Raw genomic sequence first — 19,872 nt, 5'->3', positions numbered from 1 at the left:
CGTGAGTCGTTGGGCCGGGTGTTGCCGGTGCTGGCGTCGTGGCGGCAGTCGCAGCGGCGTAAGCAGACCACCGACGCCTGGCGGTACCGGGCGGTGTTCACCCCGGTCACCCCGCCCGCTGCGACGTTGAGTGGCCGGTGGCTGCTGATCGACGGCCCGCCCGAGGTGACTGCTGAGGTGCGCGCGGCGCTGGAGGCTCGTGGTGCTGAGGTGGTCACCGATGTGGATGGCGGCGAGTTCGCCGGTGTGGTGAATCTTGCTGGGTTGTTCCCGGGTGTGGTTTCGCAGGCGCCTGCGGTCCCGGCTGGTCTGGCCGCGGCCTTGGAGGCGACGCAGCGGGTGCACGCGGCGGGCATCGATGCGCCGTTGTGGTGGGTGACCCGGGGTGCGGTGACGACCGGTCGATCCGATGTGGTGACCGAGCCGGTGCAGGCGCATCTGTGGGGTATGGGCCGGGTGGTGGGGTTGGAGAATCCGCACCGTTGGGGTGGGGTGATCGACCTGCCCGAGGTGCTGGACGGCCGGGCTGCTGACCGGCTGGTGGCGGTACTGGCGGACGGGTCGGAGGATCAGGTCGCGGTCCGCGCGTCGGGGGTGTTCGCCCGCCGCCTGCAACGGGTGACACCCGACAGCGCCGCGCCGGTGTGGACGCCGCGGGGCACGGTGTTGATCACCGGTGGCACCGGTGGTCTCGGTGTCGCGGTGGCCCGGTGGGCGGCCGCTGAGGGTGCCGAGCATCTGGTGTTGACCAGCCGCCGCGGCCTGGACGCCCCCGGGGCCGCCGAGTTGGTGTCCTCCCTCGGTGTCCGGGTCACGATCGTGGCCGGCGACATGAGCAACCGGGCCGACGTCGCCGCCGCGATCACCGCCGCGGGCGATGACCTGACAGCCGTCGTGCACACCGCCGGCGTACCGTTCAGCACACACATCGAGGATCTCGACGTGTCCCTGCTGGCCAGTACCCTCGCCGGTAAGTCGGCCGGCGCGCGCTACCTGGACGAGCTGCTGGGTGATCGGCCGCTGGACGCCTTCGTGCTCTTCTCCTCGATCGTCGGTGTCTGGGGGGCCGCGGGCGGCGGCGCGTACGGCGCGGCCAACGCCTATCTGGATGGCTTGGCGCAGCATCGTCATGGCCGGGGTCTTGCTGCGACGTCGATCGGCTGGGGTCCGTGGGCCGAGGTGGGTATGGCGCACCAGCACGAGGACCCGGCCCGGCTTGCCCGGCACGGTCTCGGGCTGCTGCCGCCGGAGTCGGCGACGCCGCTGATGGGCCTGCTGCCGGCCACCGGGCATCCGACCGAGATCGCGGTCGACGTCCGCTGGGAGCAGTTCGGTGCGGCGTACTGGTCGTCACGCTCCTGGCCGCTGATTTCCGCGATCCCCGAGGCCGCGCCAAAGGCGGTGACCGAGACCGATGCAGCCAAGGCGGTCGGGCTGCTCGACCAACTCGCCGGACGCACCGACGCGGACCGCGACCACCTGTTACTGGAGGTGGTGACCGCCCAGGTTGCCGCGGTCCTGGGTCATGCCGGTGTGGAGGAGATCACCCCGGACCGGGCGTTCCGGGACCTCGGTTTCGACTCGCTGACCGCGGTCGAGTTGCGTAACCGGCTCGGCCGGATCACCGGCCTGAAGCTGCCCGCGACGCTGGCGTTCGACTATCCGAGCCCGTCGGTCCTGGTGGGTTATCTGCGTGAGCAGCTGGTCGGCACGGTCGTCACCTCCGCGGCCGGTCTGCCGGGCACCCCGATCGGCACCGACGAGCCCATCGCGATCGTGTCCATGGCCTGTCGCTACCCGGGTGGGGTGCGCAGCCCCGAGGATCTGTGGGAGTTGCTGGCCGACGGTCGTGATGTGGTCGGCGGGTTCCCCACGGACCGCGGCTGGGACCTCGCCGACGTGTTCCCAGCCGATCTGGGCGGCGGCTATGAGCCGGTCGGTGGCTTCCTGGAGGGTGCCGCCGATTTTGATGCCGGGTTCTTCGGGATCAGTCCGCGTGAGGCGCTGGCGATGGATCCGCAGCAGCGGCAGCTGCTGGAGACCTCGTGGGAGGCGATCGAGCGGGCCGGGCTCGACCCACACAGCGTGCGGGGTAGTCAGATCGGCGTGTTCGTGGGCACCAACACCCAGGACTACGGCCTGCTGATGATGGCGTCCGGGGCGTCGGCCGAAGGGTTCGGTACGACCAGCAACACGGCCAGCGTGATGTCCGGCCGGCTGGCCTACACGCTCGGGCTGGAGGGTCAGGCCGTCACGGTCGACACGGCGTGTTCGTCGTCGCTGGTCGCGTTGCACCTGGCGGTGCAGGCGTTGCGGCAGGGCGAGTGTCAGATGGCGCTGGCGGCCGGTGTCATGGTGATGGCAATGCCGGGTCTGTTCACCGAGTTCGCCCGGCAGGGCGGTCTGGCCGGTGACGGACGGTGCAAGTCGTTCGCCGACGACGCCGACGGCACCGGCTTCGCCGAAGGTGTCGGGGTGCTGATGGTCGAACGGCTCTCCGACGCCCAGCGCCACGGACATCCGGTGCTGGCGGTGGTGCGTGGTTCGGCGATCAACCAGGACGGCGCGTCGAATGGGTTGACCGCGCCGAATGGTCCCGCCCAGCAGCGGGTCATCCGGCAGGCGCTGGCCAATGCCCGGCTCACTCCTGCGGATGTGGATGCGGTGGAGGCGCACGGCACCGGTACCACCTTGGGTGATCCGATCGAGGCGCAGGCGGTGCTGGCGACCTATGGTCAGGACCGGCAGGCGCCGTTGTGGTTGGGGTCGTTGAAGTCGAACATCGGTCACGCGCAGGCCGCGTCCGGTGTCGGCGGTGTGATCAAGATGGTGATGGCGATGCGGCACGGGATGCTGCCGCGCACCCTGCACGCCGACACCCCGTCGACGCATGTGGACTGGTCGACCGGCGCGGTCAGCCTGTTGAGCGAGGCGCGGACGTGGCCGGTCGGGGATCGGCCGCGGCGGGCGGGGGTGTCGTCGTTCGGGATCAGCGGCACCAACGCCCACACCATCATCGAAGAAGCCCCGGCGGCCGCGGACCTGTCACCGGCTGAGCGTCGTCCGCTGCCGGTGGTGCCGATCCTGGTGTCGGCCACCGATGGTGAAGCGTTGCGCATTCAGGCCGAGCGGATCGCCGGCGCGATCGGCGAGGCGAGCCTGGCGGATGTGGCGTTCTCGTTGGCCACTGGGCGGGCGGCGTTGCCGGTCCGGGCGGTCGTAGTGGCTGCGGACGCCGAGGAGGCGGTCGACCAGCTCGGTGTGGTCACCGCGGGTGCTGCGGTGGCCGGTCGGACCGCGTTGTTGTTCACCGGTCAGGGCGCGCAGTGGTCCGGTATGGGCCGGGAACTCTACGACCACTTCCCGGTCTTTGCCGACACGTTCGACGGGATCGCGGCGCAGGTGGACCTGCCGTTGCACGACGTGGTGTTCGGCGTTGATGAGCGGTTGGATCAGACGGAGTTCACCCAGGCGGCGTTGTTCGCCTATGAGGTGTCGATGTTCCGGCTCCTCGAGTCGTGGGGTGTCAAGGCCGATGTGCTGGTCGGGCATTCGATCGGTGAGGTCGCCGCCGCCTACTGCGCGGGTCTGTGGAGTCTGGAGGACGCCTGCCGGTTGGTGGCGGCGCGGGGCCGTCTGATGCAGGCCTTGCCGGCCGGTGGTGCGATGGTCGCTGTTCAGGCGTCCGAGGACGAGTTGGCCGGTGCGGACGTCGACATCGCGGCGGTCAACGGGCCCCGGTCGCTGGTGATCTCCGGACCGGTCGACAGGGTGGAGGCGGTAGCGGCGAGGTTCGCCAAGACCCGCCGCCTCGAGGTGTCGCACGCGTTCCACTCCTCGCTGATGGACCCGATGCTCGACGAGTTCCGCGCGGTCGTACAGAACCTGACCTTCGCAACGCCGTCGATCGCCCTGGTCAAGGACGTCTCCGACCCCGAGTACTGGGTACGGCACGTCCGCGACACGGTGCGGTTTGCCGACGATGTGACCGCCGTGCATGAGGCGGGGGTTCGGACCTTCATTGAGGTTGGCCCGGACCGGGTGTTGACGACCGCGGTTGCGCAGATGCTCGACGCGGTGGTCCTGGCCGCCACCAGCCGTGCGGACCGTCCGCAGGTCGCGACGCTGCTGGCCGGCGTCGGCGAGGCGTGGGCGGCCGGGGGCAAGGTGGACTGGGCGGCGGTCTTCGCCGGTACTGGTGCGCGGCGGGTGGATGTGCCGACGTATGGGTTCCGTCGTGATCGTTACTGGCCGGAGTTTTCGGCGGTCGATCCGGTGGAGTCGGTGGCGGATGCGGCGTTCTGGCGTGCGGTGGAGCGGGAGGATCTGCCGGCGGTGGCGGGTGAACTCGGCCTGACTCCGGCTGATCAGTTGTCGTTGCAGGCGGCGTTGCCGGTGTTGTCGTCGTGGCGTCGGTCGCAGCGGGAACGTGACGCGGTCGACTCGTGGCGTTACCAGGTCGCCTGGCAGCCGGTGACGATGCCGGCTGGGGTGTTGTCGGGTCGGTGGGTGCTGGTCGGCGCGGATGTCGATGCGGATATTGCGGACGCGGTGACGCGGGCGTTGACCGCGGCCGGAGCTGAGGTAGCGACCGCCGGTATGGGCGAGGTCGCCGACCTCGGCGCGGTGGCGGGTGTGGTGTCGCTACTGGGTTTGGATGTCACGCCGAGTAGGGATCACGCGGTGGTTCCGGCTGGCTTGACTGCCACGGTGCGGCTTCTGCAGGCGTTGAGCCCGGAGCAGGCCGGTCGGGTGTGGTGTGTGACCCGTGGTGCGGTGGCGGCGGGCCGTGGTGATGGTGGGGTGGACGCGGATCAGGCCCGGTTGTGGGGTTTGGGCCGGGTGGCGGCATTGGAGATGCCGCTGGTGTGGGGTGGTCTGGTCGACCTGCCCGACGTCCTGGACGACCGCGCCGGCACCCGCCTGGCCGCGGTCCTCGCCTCCGGTGTCGAGGACCAGGTCGCGATCCGTTCCGCCGGGATCTCGGTGCGCCGTCTCACCCGCACCCCGCGGGCGTCGGTGGCGCCGTGGGCGCCGCGGGGCACGGTGTTGGTGACTGGTGGCACGGGTGGTATCGGTGCCACGGTGGCGCGTTGGCTGGCCGGGGCCGGTGCGACGCGGCTGGTGTTGACCAGCCGTCGTGGTCTCGCCGCGCCGGGTGCGCAGGCCCTGGTCGACGAACTGGCCGCGGTGGGCGTGGGTGTGGAGGTGGTGGCGGCTGATCTGCGTGATCGGGCCGCGGTGGCCCGGGTCCTCGACATCGCGGGTGCCGATTTGAGTGCGGTGGTGCATTCCGCGGGTACCGACATGGTTGTTCCGGTCGCCGCTCTGACTGAGCAGGATCTGGCGGACGCGGCTGGTGGCAAGGTCGCCGGTGCCCGGTATCTCGATGAGTTGTTGGGTGATCGGGAGTTGGACGCGTTCGTGGTGTTCTCCTCGATCGCGGGTGCGTGGGGCAGTGGCAACGGTGCCGCGTACGCCGCCGCGAACGCCTACCTTGACGCGGTGGCGGCGGATCGGCGTCGTCGGGGTCTGGCCGGTACGGCGATCGCGTGGGGTCCGTGGTCCGAGGTCGGCATGGCCGTCACCGGGAACTCCCAGCAGCATCTCGCGCTGCGCGGTCTGACGGCGATGGCCCCGGCGACGGCGGTCACGGCGATCGCCGCGGCGGTTCCGGCGGATCCGGGCCAGATTGTTGCGCAGGTTGATTGGCCGCGGTTCGTGGACGTGTTCACCGCGGGTCGGCCCGCGCCGCTGCTGGCCGAGGTGGCGCCGCGGCGGGAGGCGGTCGCGGTGTCGGCGAACCACCCGCTGCTCGATGAGTTGGCCGCACTGCCGGAGGCGGCGCGGTTGGAGCGGCTGGTCGGGCTGGTCCGCGCGGAGGCGGCGGTGGTGCTGGGTCACGCCGACGCGGCGGGTATCGCGCCGGAGCGGGCGTTCCGGGAGGTCGGGTTCGACTCGTTGACCGCGGTGGAGCTGCGGAACCGGTTGCGGGAGGTCACGGGTCTGTCGTTGCCCGCGACGTTGGTGTTCGATCACCCGTCCCCGCTGGTTCTGGCCGAGCATCTGCGCGACCAGCTGGTCGGTGTGGTGCTCGACACGACCAGCCCACTACCCGCAGTCACGGATGATGAGCCGGTCGTGATCGTCGGGATGGCGTGCCGCTATCCGGGTGGGGTCACCGATCCGCAAGGGTTGTGGGACCTGGTCGCCGCCGGTGGCGACGCGGTCGCGGCGTTCCCGGATGATCGGGGCTGGGACCTGAGTGGGTTGTTCGATCCGGACCCGGATCATTCCGGCACGAGTTATGCCAGCGAGGGCGGGTTCCTCGAGGGTGTGGCGGATTTCGACGCCGGGTTCTTCGGGATCAGCCCGCGTGAGGTGCTGGCGATGGACCCGCAGCAGCGGCTGCTGCTGGAGACCGGGTGGGAATCGATCGAACGCGCCGGGATCGACCCGCGCTCGCTGCGCGGTTCCCGGACCGGGGTGTTCGTGGGCACGAACTCGCAGGACTATCCGACCCTGCTGATGCTGGCCGGCTCGCAGAACACCGAAGGTCTGCTCGGTACCGGTAACTCCGCAAGCGTCGTCTCCGGTCGGCTGTCCTACACCTTCGGCCTGGAAGGCCCGGCCGTGACGGTGGATACGGCGTGTTCGTCGTCGCTGGTCGCGCTGCATCTGGCGGCGCAGTCGATCCGGCAGGGCGAGTGTGACCTGGCGCTGGCCGGTGGTGTGGTGGTGATGGCCACCCCGGGCACGTTCATCGAGTTCTCCCGCCAGCGTGGCCTGGCCACCGACGGCCGCTGCAAAGCGTTCTCCGACGACGCCGACGGCACCGGCTGGGCCGAAGGCGCCGGCATGCTCGTGGTCGAGCGGCTGTCCGACGCCCGCCGCAACGGTCACCAGATCCTCGCCGTCATAGCCGGCACCGCAGTCAACCAGGACGGCGCCTCCAACGGCCTGACCGCCCCGAACGGTCCCGCGCAGCAGCGCGTGATCCGGCAGGCCCTGGCCAACGCCCGCCTGACCCCCGCGGATGTCGACGTGGTCGAGGCGCACGGCACGGGTACGACGCTGGGTGACCCGATCGAAGCGCAGGCGGTCCTCGCCACCTACGGCCAGGACCGGGAGACCCCGCTGTGGCTGGGGTCGTTGAAGTCGAACATCGGCCACGCCCAAGCCGCGTCCGGCGTCGGCGGCATCATCAAAATGGTCATGGCCCTGCGCCACAACCTGCTCCCCAAAACCCTGCACATCAGCGAGCCATCCACGAAGGTGGACTGGTCGGCCGGTGCGGTCAACCTGCTCACCGAGCCGGTGGAATGGACGGCCGGCGAGAAACCACGCCGGGCCGGTATCTCCAGCTTCGGCATGAGCGGCACGAACGCACATGTGATCATCGAGGAGCCGCCCGCGGCTGAGACGGCCGAGCCGGTCCGTTCGTTGCCGGCGGTGCCGGTGCTGCTGTCCGGCAACGACGTGGACGCGGTCAGGGAGCAGGCTGCCGCGTTGGCGGAGGTGGCGGTCGGCGATCTGACCGACGTCGCGTACACACTCGCCACCGGCCGCGCCGCCCTTCCGGTGCGCGCGTTCGCGGTGGCCGGAACCGGTGAGGAACTGCGTCGCAGCCTGGCCGCGACGACGCCGCAGCGGGTGGTGGATGGTAGGACGGCGTTGTTGTTCACCGGTCAGGGCGCGCAGTGGTCCGGCATGGGCCGCGACCTCTACGACACCTTCCCGGTGTTCGCCGACACGTTCGACGAGATCGCCGCGCATCTGGACCTGCCGCTGCACGAGGTCGTCTTCGGCGATGACGATCGGCTGGACCAGACCGAGTTCACCCAGGCCGCGCTGTTCGCGTTCGAGGTGGCCATGTTCCGGCTCCTCGAATCGTGGGGCGTCCAGGCCGACGTGCTGATCGGGCACTCGATCGGTGAGGTCGCCGCCGCCTACTGCGCCGGCGTCTGGAGTCTCGAGGACGCCTGCCGTCTGGTCGCCGCCCGGGGCAGCCTGATGCAGGCCCTGCCGGCCGGCGGCGCGATGATCGCCATCCAGGCCACCGAGGCCGAACTCGCCGACGAAGACGTCGACATCGCCGCGGTCAACGGACCCCAATCGCTGGTCATCTCCGGACCGGTCGACAAGGTCGAGGCGGTCGCGGCGAAGTTCGCCAAGACCCGGCGACTGGAGGTGTCGCACGCGTTCCACTCGTCGTCGATGGACCCGATGCTCGACGACTTCCGCACGGTGGTGGCCACGCTGACGTTCCGTGAACCGTCGATTCCGCTGGTGAAGGACGTCTCGGACCCCGAGTACTGGGTGCGGCACGTGCGGGAAACGGTCCGGTTCGCCGACGACGTCGCCGCGCTGAACGGCGTCGTCCGGTTCGTGGAGGTGGGCCCGGACGCGGTCCTGAGCGGGGCCGTCGCGCAGATCGACGACGACGCCATCATCGCGGCGACGTCCCGGCGGGGGCGGCCCGCGCTCACCACCCTGTTCGCCGCAGCCGGCCAGATCTGGGCCACCGGCGGAGACCTGGACCGGGCGGCGTTGTTCGCCGGTGTCCCGGCCCGCACCGTCGAGCTGCCGACCTACCGGTTCCAGCGCCGTCGGTACTGGCCCCGCGCGGCCCGGTTGCCGCAGGGCGACGTCACCGCGGCCGGCCTGGCCAGTGCCGGGCACCCCCTGCTCGGCGCCGCGGTGGCCCGGGCCGATGGCGAGGGCTTCCTGCTCACCGGCCGGCTGTCCCGGCAGACTCACCCCTGGCTCGCCGAACACGAGATCTCCGGCGTCCTGCTGGTCCCCGGCACCGCACTACTGGAGATGGCCGCCCGCGCCGCCGAGGAGGCGGGGCTCAACGCCGTTCAGGAGCTGACCCTGGAGGCGCCGCTCGTGCTGCCGCCTACCGGCGCGATCGACGTGCAGGTGAGCGTCGGGGCGATCGACCAGCACGGCGGACAGCCGGTCGCGATCTACGCGCGTACCGAGGAATCCGACCGGGCCTGGACCCGCCATGCCAGCGGTTTCGTGGGCGACAGCGACCAGACACCCACCGATCTCCCGGCCTCCTGGCCGCCGGCCGGTGCCGAGCCGATCGACATCAGCGCCCTCTACGAGATGCTCACGCTCGGCGGCTTCGGCTACGGCCCGACGTTCCAGGGCCTGCGTCAGGCCTGGCGGCACGGCACCGACGTGTACGCCGAGGTGGCGTTCCCGGCCGGCGTCGAGCACCCCGGCGACGATTTCGCCCTGCACCCCGCCCTGCTCGACGCCGCCCTGCACGCGGTCGGCCTGGGCGCGTTCCTCGACGGTCCCGGCGGGCACCTGCCCTTCTCCTGGACCGGGGTGACCTACCACGCGGCGGGCGCCGGCGCGCTCCGGGTGCGGCTGTCCGCCTCCGGTGGCAGCGGTGTTCGGGTGGATGTCGCGGACGGCGCCGGACGTCCACTCACGACGGTCCGTTCGCTGCTGCTGCGGCCGGTCTCCGCCGAAGGGCTGCGTGCCGCCGCGGCGGTCGGCGCGGACCAGCTGTACCGCGTCGAGTGGACGCCGATCACGCCGGGTTCCGGCCGGGTGCCGACCTGCGCCGTGTTCGGCGACGCGCCGGTCGAGATGCCCGGCGCCGCTCACTACCCGGACGTGGACGCATTCCTGGAGACCGCCGGCGCGGCCGCCACCGACTATGCGATCGCGGCGTTCACCGGGCGCCCCGGCGCCGGCTGCGACGACGCGCACGCCGTCGCGGGTGAGGCGCTGCGTCTGGTGCAGCGATGGCTGAGTGACGAGCGGGCCGCGGACGTACCGTTGCTGATCCTCACCCGGCACGCGGTCGCGTGCGACGCGGACGACCGCGCTCCAGACCTCACGGCCGCGCCGATCTGGGGTCTGGTGCGCACCGCGCAGAGCGAGAATCCCGGCCGACTGCTCATCGTCGACCTGGACGACGCCCCGCTGGACGCCGCCACCCTGGGGCGGCTCACCGCGGCGGACGACGAGCCGCAGCTCGCCGTGCGTAACGGGAGCCTGCTCGTGCCCCGCCTGGCCCGGGTGACGGACCTGCCGGCCGAGTCGGTGACACCACCCGCCGACGGCACCGTCCTGATCACCGGCGGCACCAGCGGCCTGGGCGCCCTGGTGGCCCGGCACCTGGCGGCCCGGGGCGCCCGGCGGCTGCTGCTGGTCAGCCGCTCCGGGGCGGGTGCGGTCGGCACCGCGCTGCTCGCCGCCGAACTCGCCGAGTTCGGCGTGGAGGCCGCCTTCGTCGCGTGCGACGTCGCCGACCGCGACGCACTCGCCGGGGTGCTGGCCGCGATCCCGGCGGAACATCCGCTGACCGCGGTCGTGCACACCGCCGGCGTCATCGACGACGGCGTCCTGACCTCGCAGAGCGTCGAGAGCCTGGATCGGGTGCTGCGACCCAAGATGGACGGCGCGTGGCACCTGCACGAGCTGACCCGCGACCTGGACCTCAGCGCGTTCGTGGTGTTCTCGTCCACCTCCGGGCTGTTCGGCGCGGCCGGGCAGGCGAACTACGCGGCGGCGAACACGTTCCTCGACGCGCTCGCCCAGCACCGCCGCGCCACCGGCCGGCCCGCCGTCTCGCTGGCCTGGGGCCTGTGGGGCGAGGGCGGCGGCATGAGCGGCACCCTGGACCGCGGCGAGATCGAGCGGATCACCCGTTCCGGCATCGTGCCGCTGACCGCAGCCGAGGGCCTGGCCCTGTTCGACATCGGCTACGGCGGATCCGCGGCCGACCCGCTGCTCGTCCCCGTCACGCTGCGGCCGGCCGCCATGCGCAGGGTCGACGGCAGCGCGCCCCCGCTGCTCCGGCGGCTGGTGCACGCCCTCGCCCGGCGGCGTGCCGCGGAGCCCACCGGACCCGCGTTCACGGAACGGCTCGCCACGATGACCGCGCCGCAACGGCGGGAGGCCATCCAGGACCTCGTCAGCATCCATGTGGCCGGGGTGCTCGGGCTGGCCGGGGCAACCGAGGTCGAGCCGGAGCGGGCGTTCAACGAGATGGGCTTCGACTCGCTGACCGCGGTCGAGCTGCGCAACCAGCTCGGCGCCGCGACCGGCCTTCGCCTGCCCGCCACCCTGGTCTTCGACCACCCCACCCCGGCCGCGCTGGCCGGCTATGTCGGCGCGAACCTCACCGTCGCGGACCAGCCGGTGAAGGAGCCGGGCAGCGAGGAACTGGACCGGCTGGAAGCCATCGTCGGCGCGCTGCCCGACGGCGCCGCGTCCCGCGAGGCCATCGCAAACCGCGTGCGGGACCTGCTCAGCCGCTGGACCGGCGTCACCGTGCCGGTCGGCGCCCCGGCCAAGGACGGGCTGGAAACCGCCACCGCGGACGACATCTTCGACCTCATCGACAACGAGTTCGGCGCATTCTGATCCCGCGCCGCCCGAAAGGTAGCGACATGCCCAACGAGGAAAAGTTTCTCGAGTACCTCAAGCGGATGACGGCCGACCTGCGTGAGGCCCGTCGCCGGCTGCACGAGGCCGAGGCCAAGTCGCAGGAGCCGATCGCCGTCATCGGTGTCGGCTGCCGTTACCCGGGCGGCGTGCGGTCGGCCGACGACCTGTGGGAGATGGTCGCCGCCGGGCGCGAGGGCATCACCCCGTTCCCGGACGACCGCGGCTGGGACGTACGCGGCATGGCCGATCCCGACCCGGACAACCCGGAGGCGCGGTACACCTGCGAGGGCGGCTTCCTGCACGACGCCGCCGAGTTCGATCCGGCCTTCTTCGACATCTCGCCGCGCGAGGCACTGGCCATGGATCCGCAGCAGCGGCTGCTGCTGGAAACCTCTTGGGAGGCGTTCGAGGACGCCGGCATCGACCCGGCCACCGCCCGCGGCAGCCGCACCGGCGTGTACGCCGGCGTCATGTACCACGACTACCTGTCCCGGCTCATGGACGTGCCCGAGGGCGTGGAGGCGTACCTCGGCAACGGCAACTCGTACAGCATCGCCTCCGGCCGGGTCGCGTACACCATGGGCCTGGAAGGACCGGCGGTCACGCTCGACACCGCCTGCTCGTCGTCGCTGGTCGCCCTGCATCTGGCCGCGCAGGAACTGCGCGACGGCAACTGCGACCTGGCGCTGGCCGGTGGCGTCACAGTGATGTCCACCCCCGGCGCGTTCGTCGACTTCAGCCGGCAGCGCGGCCTGGCCCGGGACGGCCGGTGCAAGTCGTTCTCCGCCGCCGCGGACGGGGTCGGCTGGTCCGAGGGCACCGCGATGCTGCTCGTCGAGCGGCTCTCCGACGCGCAGCGACTCGGCCACCGCATCCTGGGTGTGATCCGCGGCTCCGCGGTCAACCAGGACGGCGCCTCCAACGGCCTCACCGCCCCCAACGGGCCGTCGCAGCAGCGGGTCATCAAGGCCGCGCTCGAGAACGCCCGCCTGGCCGCCGTGCAGATCGACGCCGTCGAGGCGCACGGCACCGGCACCACGCTCGGCGACCCGATCGAGGCGCAGGCGTTGCTGGCGACGTACGGGCAGAACCGGCCCGAGGACCGTCCACTGTGGCTCGGCTCGTTCAAGTCGAACATCGGCCACGCCCAGGCTGCCTCGGGCGTCGGCGGCGTCATCAAGATGATGATGGCGATCCGGCACGGCGTCCTGCCGCGGTCGCTGCACGCCGGCACACCCACCCCGCACGTCGACTGGACCGCCGGCGACGTCCGGCTGCTCGCCGAGGAACGCCCCTGGCCGGAGACGGGGCGGCCGCGGCGCGCCGCGGTGTCGTCGTTCGGCATCAGCGGCACCAACGTGCACACCATCCTGGAACAGGCACCGCCGGTCGAGGCCGAACCGGAACCGGCCGCCGTCACGCTGCCGCTGCTGCCGCTCGTGGTGTCCGGCAAGACCGCCGAGGCGCTGCGCGAGCAGGCCACCAACCTGCACGACCGGATCGCCGGCGACCCGGCGACCGCGGCCCTCGACGTCGCCTACTCCGCATCGCTGCGATCCGCGTTCGAACACCGGGCCGTGGTTCTCGCCGGAGACCGCGACAGCATGCTCGCCGGGTTGCGGGAACTGCCGCTGAGCGGGGCGACGACCAAGGGCAAGCTGGTGTACGTCTTCACCGGCCAGGGCGCACAGTGGTCCGGCATGGGCCGCGACCTGTACGCCGCCTTCCCGGCGTTCGCGGCGGCGTTCGACGAGGTGTGCGCGCAGTTCGACCTGCCGCTCAAGGACGTGATGTTCGGCGCCGATGAGCGGCTGCACCAGACCGCGTTCACCCAGGCGGCGCTGTTCGCGTACGAGGTGGCGGTGTTCCGGCTTCTCGAATCCTGGGGCGTGCGCCCGGACGTGATGGTGGGCCACTCGATCGGTGAGGTGGCAGCGGCATACTGCGCCGGCCTGTGGAGCCTGGCGGACGCCTGCCGTCTGGTAGCGGCCCGCGGCAGCCTGATGCAGGCGCTCCCGGCCGGTGGGGCGATGGTGTCGATTCAGGCCACCGAGGACGAGCTGGCCCGGGAGGACGTGGACATCGCGGCGGTCAACGGGCCGCGTTCCGTCGTGATCGCCGGGCCGGAGGACCGAGTCCTGACGGTCGCGGCGAAATTCGCGAAGACCCGGCGACTGGAGGTGTCGCACGCGTTCCACTCGTCGCTGATGGACCCGATGCTCGACGAGTTCCACGCCGTGGTGCGGACCCTGACCTTCAACGAGCCCGAGATCCCCCTGGTCAAGGACGTTTCCGAGCCGTCGTACTGGGTGCGGCACGTGCGGGACACCGTGCGCTTCGCCGACGACGTCGCCGCCCTTCCCGCCGTCGCCACATACGTCGAGATCGGCCCCGACGCGGTGCTCAGCGCCGCCGTCGCCCGCATCGACGAGGACGCCGCCGTCGCACCGACCGGCCGCCGCGACCGGAGCGGCCCGGACACGCTGCTCACCGCGGTCGCCCAGGCCTGGGTACGCGGCGCCGCCACCGACTGGACCGCCGTGTTCGCCGGCACCGGCGCCCACCGGGTCGGCCTGCCCACGTACGCGTTCCAGCGCCGCCGGTTCTGGCTGGAGAACCTCACCGCCCTGCCCGGCGACGTCACCTCGGCGGGCCTGCTCAGCCCGCGCCATCCGCTGCTCGGCGCGGCCGTGGCGCTGGCCGACGCAGACGCGTACGTGTGCACCGGGCGCCTCGCCCTCGACACCCACCCGTGGCTGGCCGACCACGAGGTCGGCGGTACGGTCCTGCTGCCCGGCACCGCGCTGCTCGACATGGCCGTCACCGCCGGCGACCAGAGCGGCAGCACCGCCGTCGAGGAGCTGACCCTCGAAACCCCGCTCGTCATCCCCGGCACCGGCACCGGCACCGGCACCGGCACCGGCGCCGTCGTCGTCCAGGTCGTCATCGGCGAACCGGACCCGTCCGGCCGCCGCACCTTCGGCGTGCACTCGCGGCCCGAGACCACCGAGGACGGCGCCGGCTGGACCCGGCACGCCACCGGCCGGCTCGGCACCGACCCCGGCACCACCGCGACGCCCACCCCGCACCAGTGGCCCCCGGCCGGCGCGACCGAGATCCCCGTCGACGACCTCTACGACCAGCTCGCCGCCGCCGGCTTCGGATACGGCCCGTCGTTCCAGGGCCTTCGCCGGCTCTGGCGCGAACCCGGCGGCGACGTCTGCGCCGAGGTCGCCCTGCCGGACGGCACCACTCCGCCCGCCGCGCTGTTCGGGCTGCACCCGGCGCTGCTCGACGCGGCCCTGCACGCACTCGGTCCCGGCGGACTGTTGCCCGACGAGACGCCCCGGCTCCCGTTCGCGTTCGGCGACGTGACGCTCTGGGCGGCCGGCGCCGACGCCCTGCGGGTCCGGCTCCGCTCGACCGGCCCGGAAACGGTCGAACTCGACCTCGCCGACGCCCACGGCACCCCCGTCGGCCACGTCGGAGCGCTGACGCTGCGCCCGGTCAGCCCGGGCAGCCTCGGCACACCCACCACGACCGACCTGCTCTTCAAGCTCGACTGGGCCGAGATCCCCCGGCCCGCGGCACCGGTCGACGGCGACTGGCACGTGCTGCGTCCCCGCACCGCCGCCGAGGCGCTGCCCGCGATCCAACAGTGGGTGGCGGACGACGACGACCGGCTGCTCGCGGTCATCACCCGCGGCGCCGTGCTCGACCCCGATCCGGACGCGGCGGCCGTCTGGGGCCTCGTCCGGGCCGTCCAGGCCGAACAGCCCGGCCGCATCCTGCTCGTCGACACCACCCCGGACACCGACGCCGATCCCGATGTCGCCCTGCTCGCCGCCGCCGGCGAACCCCAGCTCGCCGTCCGCGACGGCCGGTTGCTCGCCCCGCGCCTCGCCCGGACCGGGCCGGCGCCGGAACCGGCCCCGGCCTTCGGCTCCGGCGTCGTGTTGCTGTCCGGCGCGTCGGGCGCCCTCGGCGGGCTGGTCGCCGAGCACCTGGTCACCGCGTACGGGGTACGCAAGCTCGTCCTGCTGTCCCGCCGCGGCGACGCCGCCCCGGGCGCGACCGAACTCACCCGGCGGCTCACCGACGCGGGCGCTGACGTACGCTGGGCGGCCGCCGACGCCGCCGACCGGACCGCGATGGCCGAACTGACCACGGCACTGCCCGACCTCAGCGCCGTCATCCACGCCGCCGGCGTCCTCGACGACGGCGTCATCACCTCGCTGACCGCGGACCGGCTGGCCGCCGTCTGGGCACCCAAGGCCGCCGCCGCAGTCCTCGACGAGGCCACCCGCGACCACGACCTCGCGGCGTTCGTGGTGTTCTCGTCCGCCTCCGGCACGCTCGGCAACGCCGGCCAGGCCGCCTACGGTGCGGCCAACGCGTACGCCGACGCCGTGGTCGCCCGCCGCCGCGCCGCCGGCCGGCCCGGTGTTTCGCTCGCCTGGGGCCTGTGGGACATCGACGGCGGCATGGGCGGCACGCTCGACGGCGCCGGAACCGACCGGATCGGCCGTTCCGGCATCCGGGGACTCACCGCCGTCCAGGGCCTTGCCCTGTTCGACGCGGCGCTCGCCACCGGCGAGGCATTGCTGATCCCCATCGGTCTCGACCTCGCCGCCGTGCCCCGCGACGCCGTGCCGCCGATGCTGCGCGGCCTGGTCCGGTCGCGGCGGTCCCGCGCCAAGATGGGCACCGGCATCGCCGGCCGGCTCGCCGCGATGGACCAGGCCGACCGGATCCGGGCCCTGACCGATCTCGTCCGCGACCAGGCCGCCGCCGTCCTCGGCTACCCGGACGGCGGGGTCGGTGCCAGCCGCACCTTCACCGAACTGGGCGTGGACTCGCTGACCGCCGTTGAGCTGCGCAACCGGTTGCAGGCCGCGGTCGAGGTACGGCTGCCCGCCACGCTCGTATTCGACTATCCGACGTCGGAGGCGCTGGGTGCGTTCCTGCTGGAGAAGGTCAGCGGGAACGCCGGTAAGCAGGTCACCACCCGTGCGGTGCGTACCGATGACGAGCCGGTGGTGATCGTGTCGATGGCCTGCCGGTTCCCGGGTGGGGTGTCGTCGCCGGAACAGCTGTGGGATCTGGTGCGTGATGGTGTGGACGCGGTCGGTGAGTTCCCGGCTGACCGGGGCTGGGCGGATGTGTATGACCCGGATCCGGATCGGGTGGGTTACAGCTATACCCGTCATGGTGGTTTCCTGCGTGAGGCGGGGGATTTCGATCCGTCGTTGTTCGGGATGTCTCCGCGTGAGGCGCTGGGTACCGATCCGCAGCAGCGGTTGTTGCTGGAGACGGCGTGGGAGACGTTCGAACGGGCCGGGATTGACACTGGCTCGTTGAAGGGTTCGGCGACCGGGGTGTTCACCGGCGTGATGTATCACGACTACGCCGACCTGCTGATCGACACCGCCGAAGCCGAAGGCACGGTCGGCTCCGGTGCCACGGGCAGTGTCGCGTCCGGCCGACTGTCCTACACCTTCGGTTTGGAAGGGCCGGCGGTCACGGTCGACACTGCCTGCTCATCGTCGCTGGTGGCGTTGCACCTGGCGGTGCAGGCCCTGCGCTCGGGTGAGTGTGACCTGGCCTTGGCCGGTGGAGTCACCGTCATGGCGACCCCGGCGACGTTCGTCGGGTTCTCCCGCCAGCGTGGCCTGTCGGTCGACGGCCGGTGCAAGGCGTTCTCCGACAGCGCCGACGGTGTCGGCTGGGGTGAAGGCGCGGGCCTGCTCCTGGTCGAGCGGTTGTCCGATGCCCGGCGTCATGGTCACCCCATTCTCGCCGTGGTGCGGGGCAGTGCGGTGAACCAGGACGGCGCGTCCAATGGTCTGACCGCGCCGAACGGTCCATCACAACAACGAGTGATCCGGCAGGCACTGGCCAACGCCGGTCTGACCCCGGCCGACGTGGACGTGGTCGAAGGCCACGGCACCGGCACCACCCTGGGCGACCCGATCGAGGCCCAGGCGCTGCTGGCCACTTACGGTCAGGAGCGGGAGACGCCGCTGCGGTTGGGGTCGGTGAAGTCGAACATCGGCCACACCCAGGCGGCGGCGGGTGTCGCGGGCGTCATCAAGATGGTCATGGCACTGCGCCACGAGCAGCTCCCGGCCACGTTGCACGCCGGGCAGCCGTCCTCGCACGTGGACTGGGACTCCGGGGCGGTGGAACTGCTCACCACCCCGGTGCCGTGGGACCGTCACGACCGCCCCCGCCGGGCGGGTGTGTCGTCGTTCGGGATCAGCGGCACCAACGCCCACACCATCATCGAGGAACCACCTGCGGTGGAACCGGTCACCGAGCCGGCCCGGGAACTGCCGGCCGTTCCGGTGCTGCTGTCAGCGCGAGACGAAGCCGCCCTGGCACTGCCGGAACACGTCGACCTGAACGTGGCATACACCCTGGCCACCGGCCGGACCGCGCAACCCATCCGGAGCTACGCAATCAACGGAGGCGAGGTCGCACCACCAGTCCGGGCGGTCGAGCAGAAGACGGCGCTGCTGTTCACCGGTCAAGGGGCGCAGTGGCCGGGCATGGGCCGCGACCTCTACGACAGCTATCCGGTGTTCGCGGACACGTTCAACGAGATCTGCGCGCAGTTCGAGCTGCCGTTGCTGGACGTCGACGAGCAGCTGGATCAGACCCGGTTCACGCAGGCGGCGTTGTTCGCGTTCGAGGTGGCCATGTTCCGCCTCCTCGAATCGTGGGGCGTCCACCCGGACGTGCTGATCGGGCACTCGATCGGTGAGGTCGCCGCCGCGTATTGCGCCGGGGTGTGGAGTCTCGAGGACGCCTGCCGTCTCGTCGCGGCGCGGGGCAGTCTGATGCAGGCCCTGCCGGCCGGCGGCGCGATGATCGCCATCCAGGCCACCGAGGCCGAGTTGGCCGGTGAGGACGTGGACATCGCCGCGGTGAACGGACCCCGGTCGGTGGTGATCGCCGGGCCGGTCGACAAGGTCGAGGCGGTGGCGGCGAAGTTCGCCAAGACCCGCCGCCTGGACGTCTCGCACGCGTTCCACTCCTCGTTGATGGACCCGATGCTCGACGAGTTCCGCGCGGTGGTCGCGACGTTGACGTTCCGCGAGCCGTCGATCCCGCTGGTGAAGGATGTGACGGACCCGGAGTACTGGGTGCGGCACGTCCGGGACACGGTCCGGTTCGCCGACGACGTGGCCGCTGCTGATGCGACCGCGTTCCTCGAGATCGGCCCGGACGCCGCGCTGATTCCGGCGGTCGCGCAGATCCGCGACGACGCGGTGCTGATTCCGGTGTCGCGGCGGGACAACACCGATGTGGTCAGCGCGCTTTGCCGGTACTGGGCGGCGGGTGGCACCGTCGACTGGACCGGGTTCTTCGCCGGTACCGGCGCGCGGCTGGTGGAGGCGCCGACGTACCGGTTCCAACGCCAGCGGTACTGGCCGCAGCGGACATCCGGTGCCGGCGACGTCGTCGCCGCCGGGCTGATGAGCCCGCACCACCCACTACTCGGGGCCGCCGTCCAACTCGCCGACCGTGACAGCCTCGTCTTCACCGGTCGCCTCTCCGTTACCACCCACCCGTGGCTGGCCGACCACGAGATCGCCGGCTCCGTGCTGGTGCCCGGCACCGCCCTGCTCGAAATGGCCATGCGCGCGGGCCACCAGGCCGGCAGCGACCTCGTAGAGGAACTCACGCTGCGTACCCCGCTGGTCCTCACCGACCAGGCCGTCGTGGTCCAGGTCGTGGTGGGTGAGCCCGAGCCGAGCGGCCGCCGCATCCTCACCATCCACTCCCGCGACGAAGACGCCGTCCCAGGGAGCCCGTGGACCCTGCACGCGGCCGGCTCGCTCGCAACCGGCGCCCGGGCACCGATGCCGTTCTCCCTCGCCGCGTGGCCGCCCGCCGATGCGGTCGAGTTCCCCGTCGACGACCTGTACCCGGCGCTCGCCGCATCCGGCTTCGGCTACGGACCACTCTTCCAAGGGCTGCGCCGGATGTGGCGTACGCCCGCGATGGAGGTCTTCGCCGAGGTCTCGCTGCCGTCCGGCGGTCTCGCCCCGGCCGGCTCGTTCGGTCTCCACCCCGCCTTGCTCGACGCCGCCCTGCACGCCGTTTCCCCCGGTGGACTGCTGGCCGACGACGAGCCGCGCCTGCCGTTCACCTTCGCCGGAGTGTCGTTGTGGGCCGTAGGTGCCGACACCCTACGAGTACGTCTACGTCCCGCTGGCAACGAGGCGATCAGCCTCGACCTGGCCGACGCCGCCGGCACGGCCCTCGGGCACATCGACACCCTCGCGCTGCGCCCGTTTGCCCCGGACCAGCGGCCCCGGTCTGTGGATTCGTTGTTTGGTGTGCAGTGGGTGTCGGTGGGGCGTCCGGGTGTGGGTGTGGAGCAGGGGTGGGAGGTGGTTCGTCCGGGTGATGTGTTCGCGGCGTTGGAGGTGGTGCAGGCCT

The 19,872-nt window shown here is 72.0% G+C and carries 2 protein-coding genes; both read left to right on the top strand.

Annotation, left to right across the window (positions count from 1 at the left end; all coding sequences use genetic code 11):
• Positions 1-27: 27 nt before the first annotated feature.
• The gene (locus tag LDL48_RS42550; protein ID WP_225260897.1) at positions 28-11,397 is read left to right on the top strand and encodes a type I polyketide synthase; all 11,370 of its coding nucleotides are present in this window, start codon (positions 28-30) and stop codon (positions 11,395-11,397) included.
• A gap of 26 nt (positions 11,398-11,423) precedes the next feature.
• Positions 11,424-19,872, top strand: an 8,449-nt coding sequence (locus LDL48_RS42545; RefSeq protein WP_225260896.1) for a beta-ketoacyl synthase N-terminal-like domain-containing protein, incomplete at its 3' end; no start/stop codon positions are given.

This window comes from Jidongwangia harbinensis (assembly GCF_020216025.1).
Lineage (GTDB): Bacteria > Actinomycetota > Actinomycetes > Mycobacteriales > Micromonosporaceae > Actinoplanes > Actinoplanes harbinensis.
This window is presented reverse-complemented; position numbering and strand designations above follow the sequence as displayed.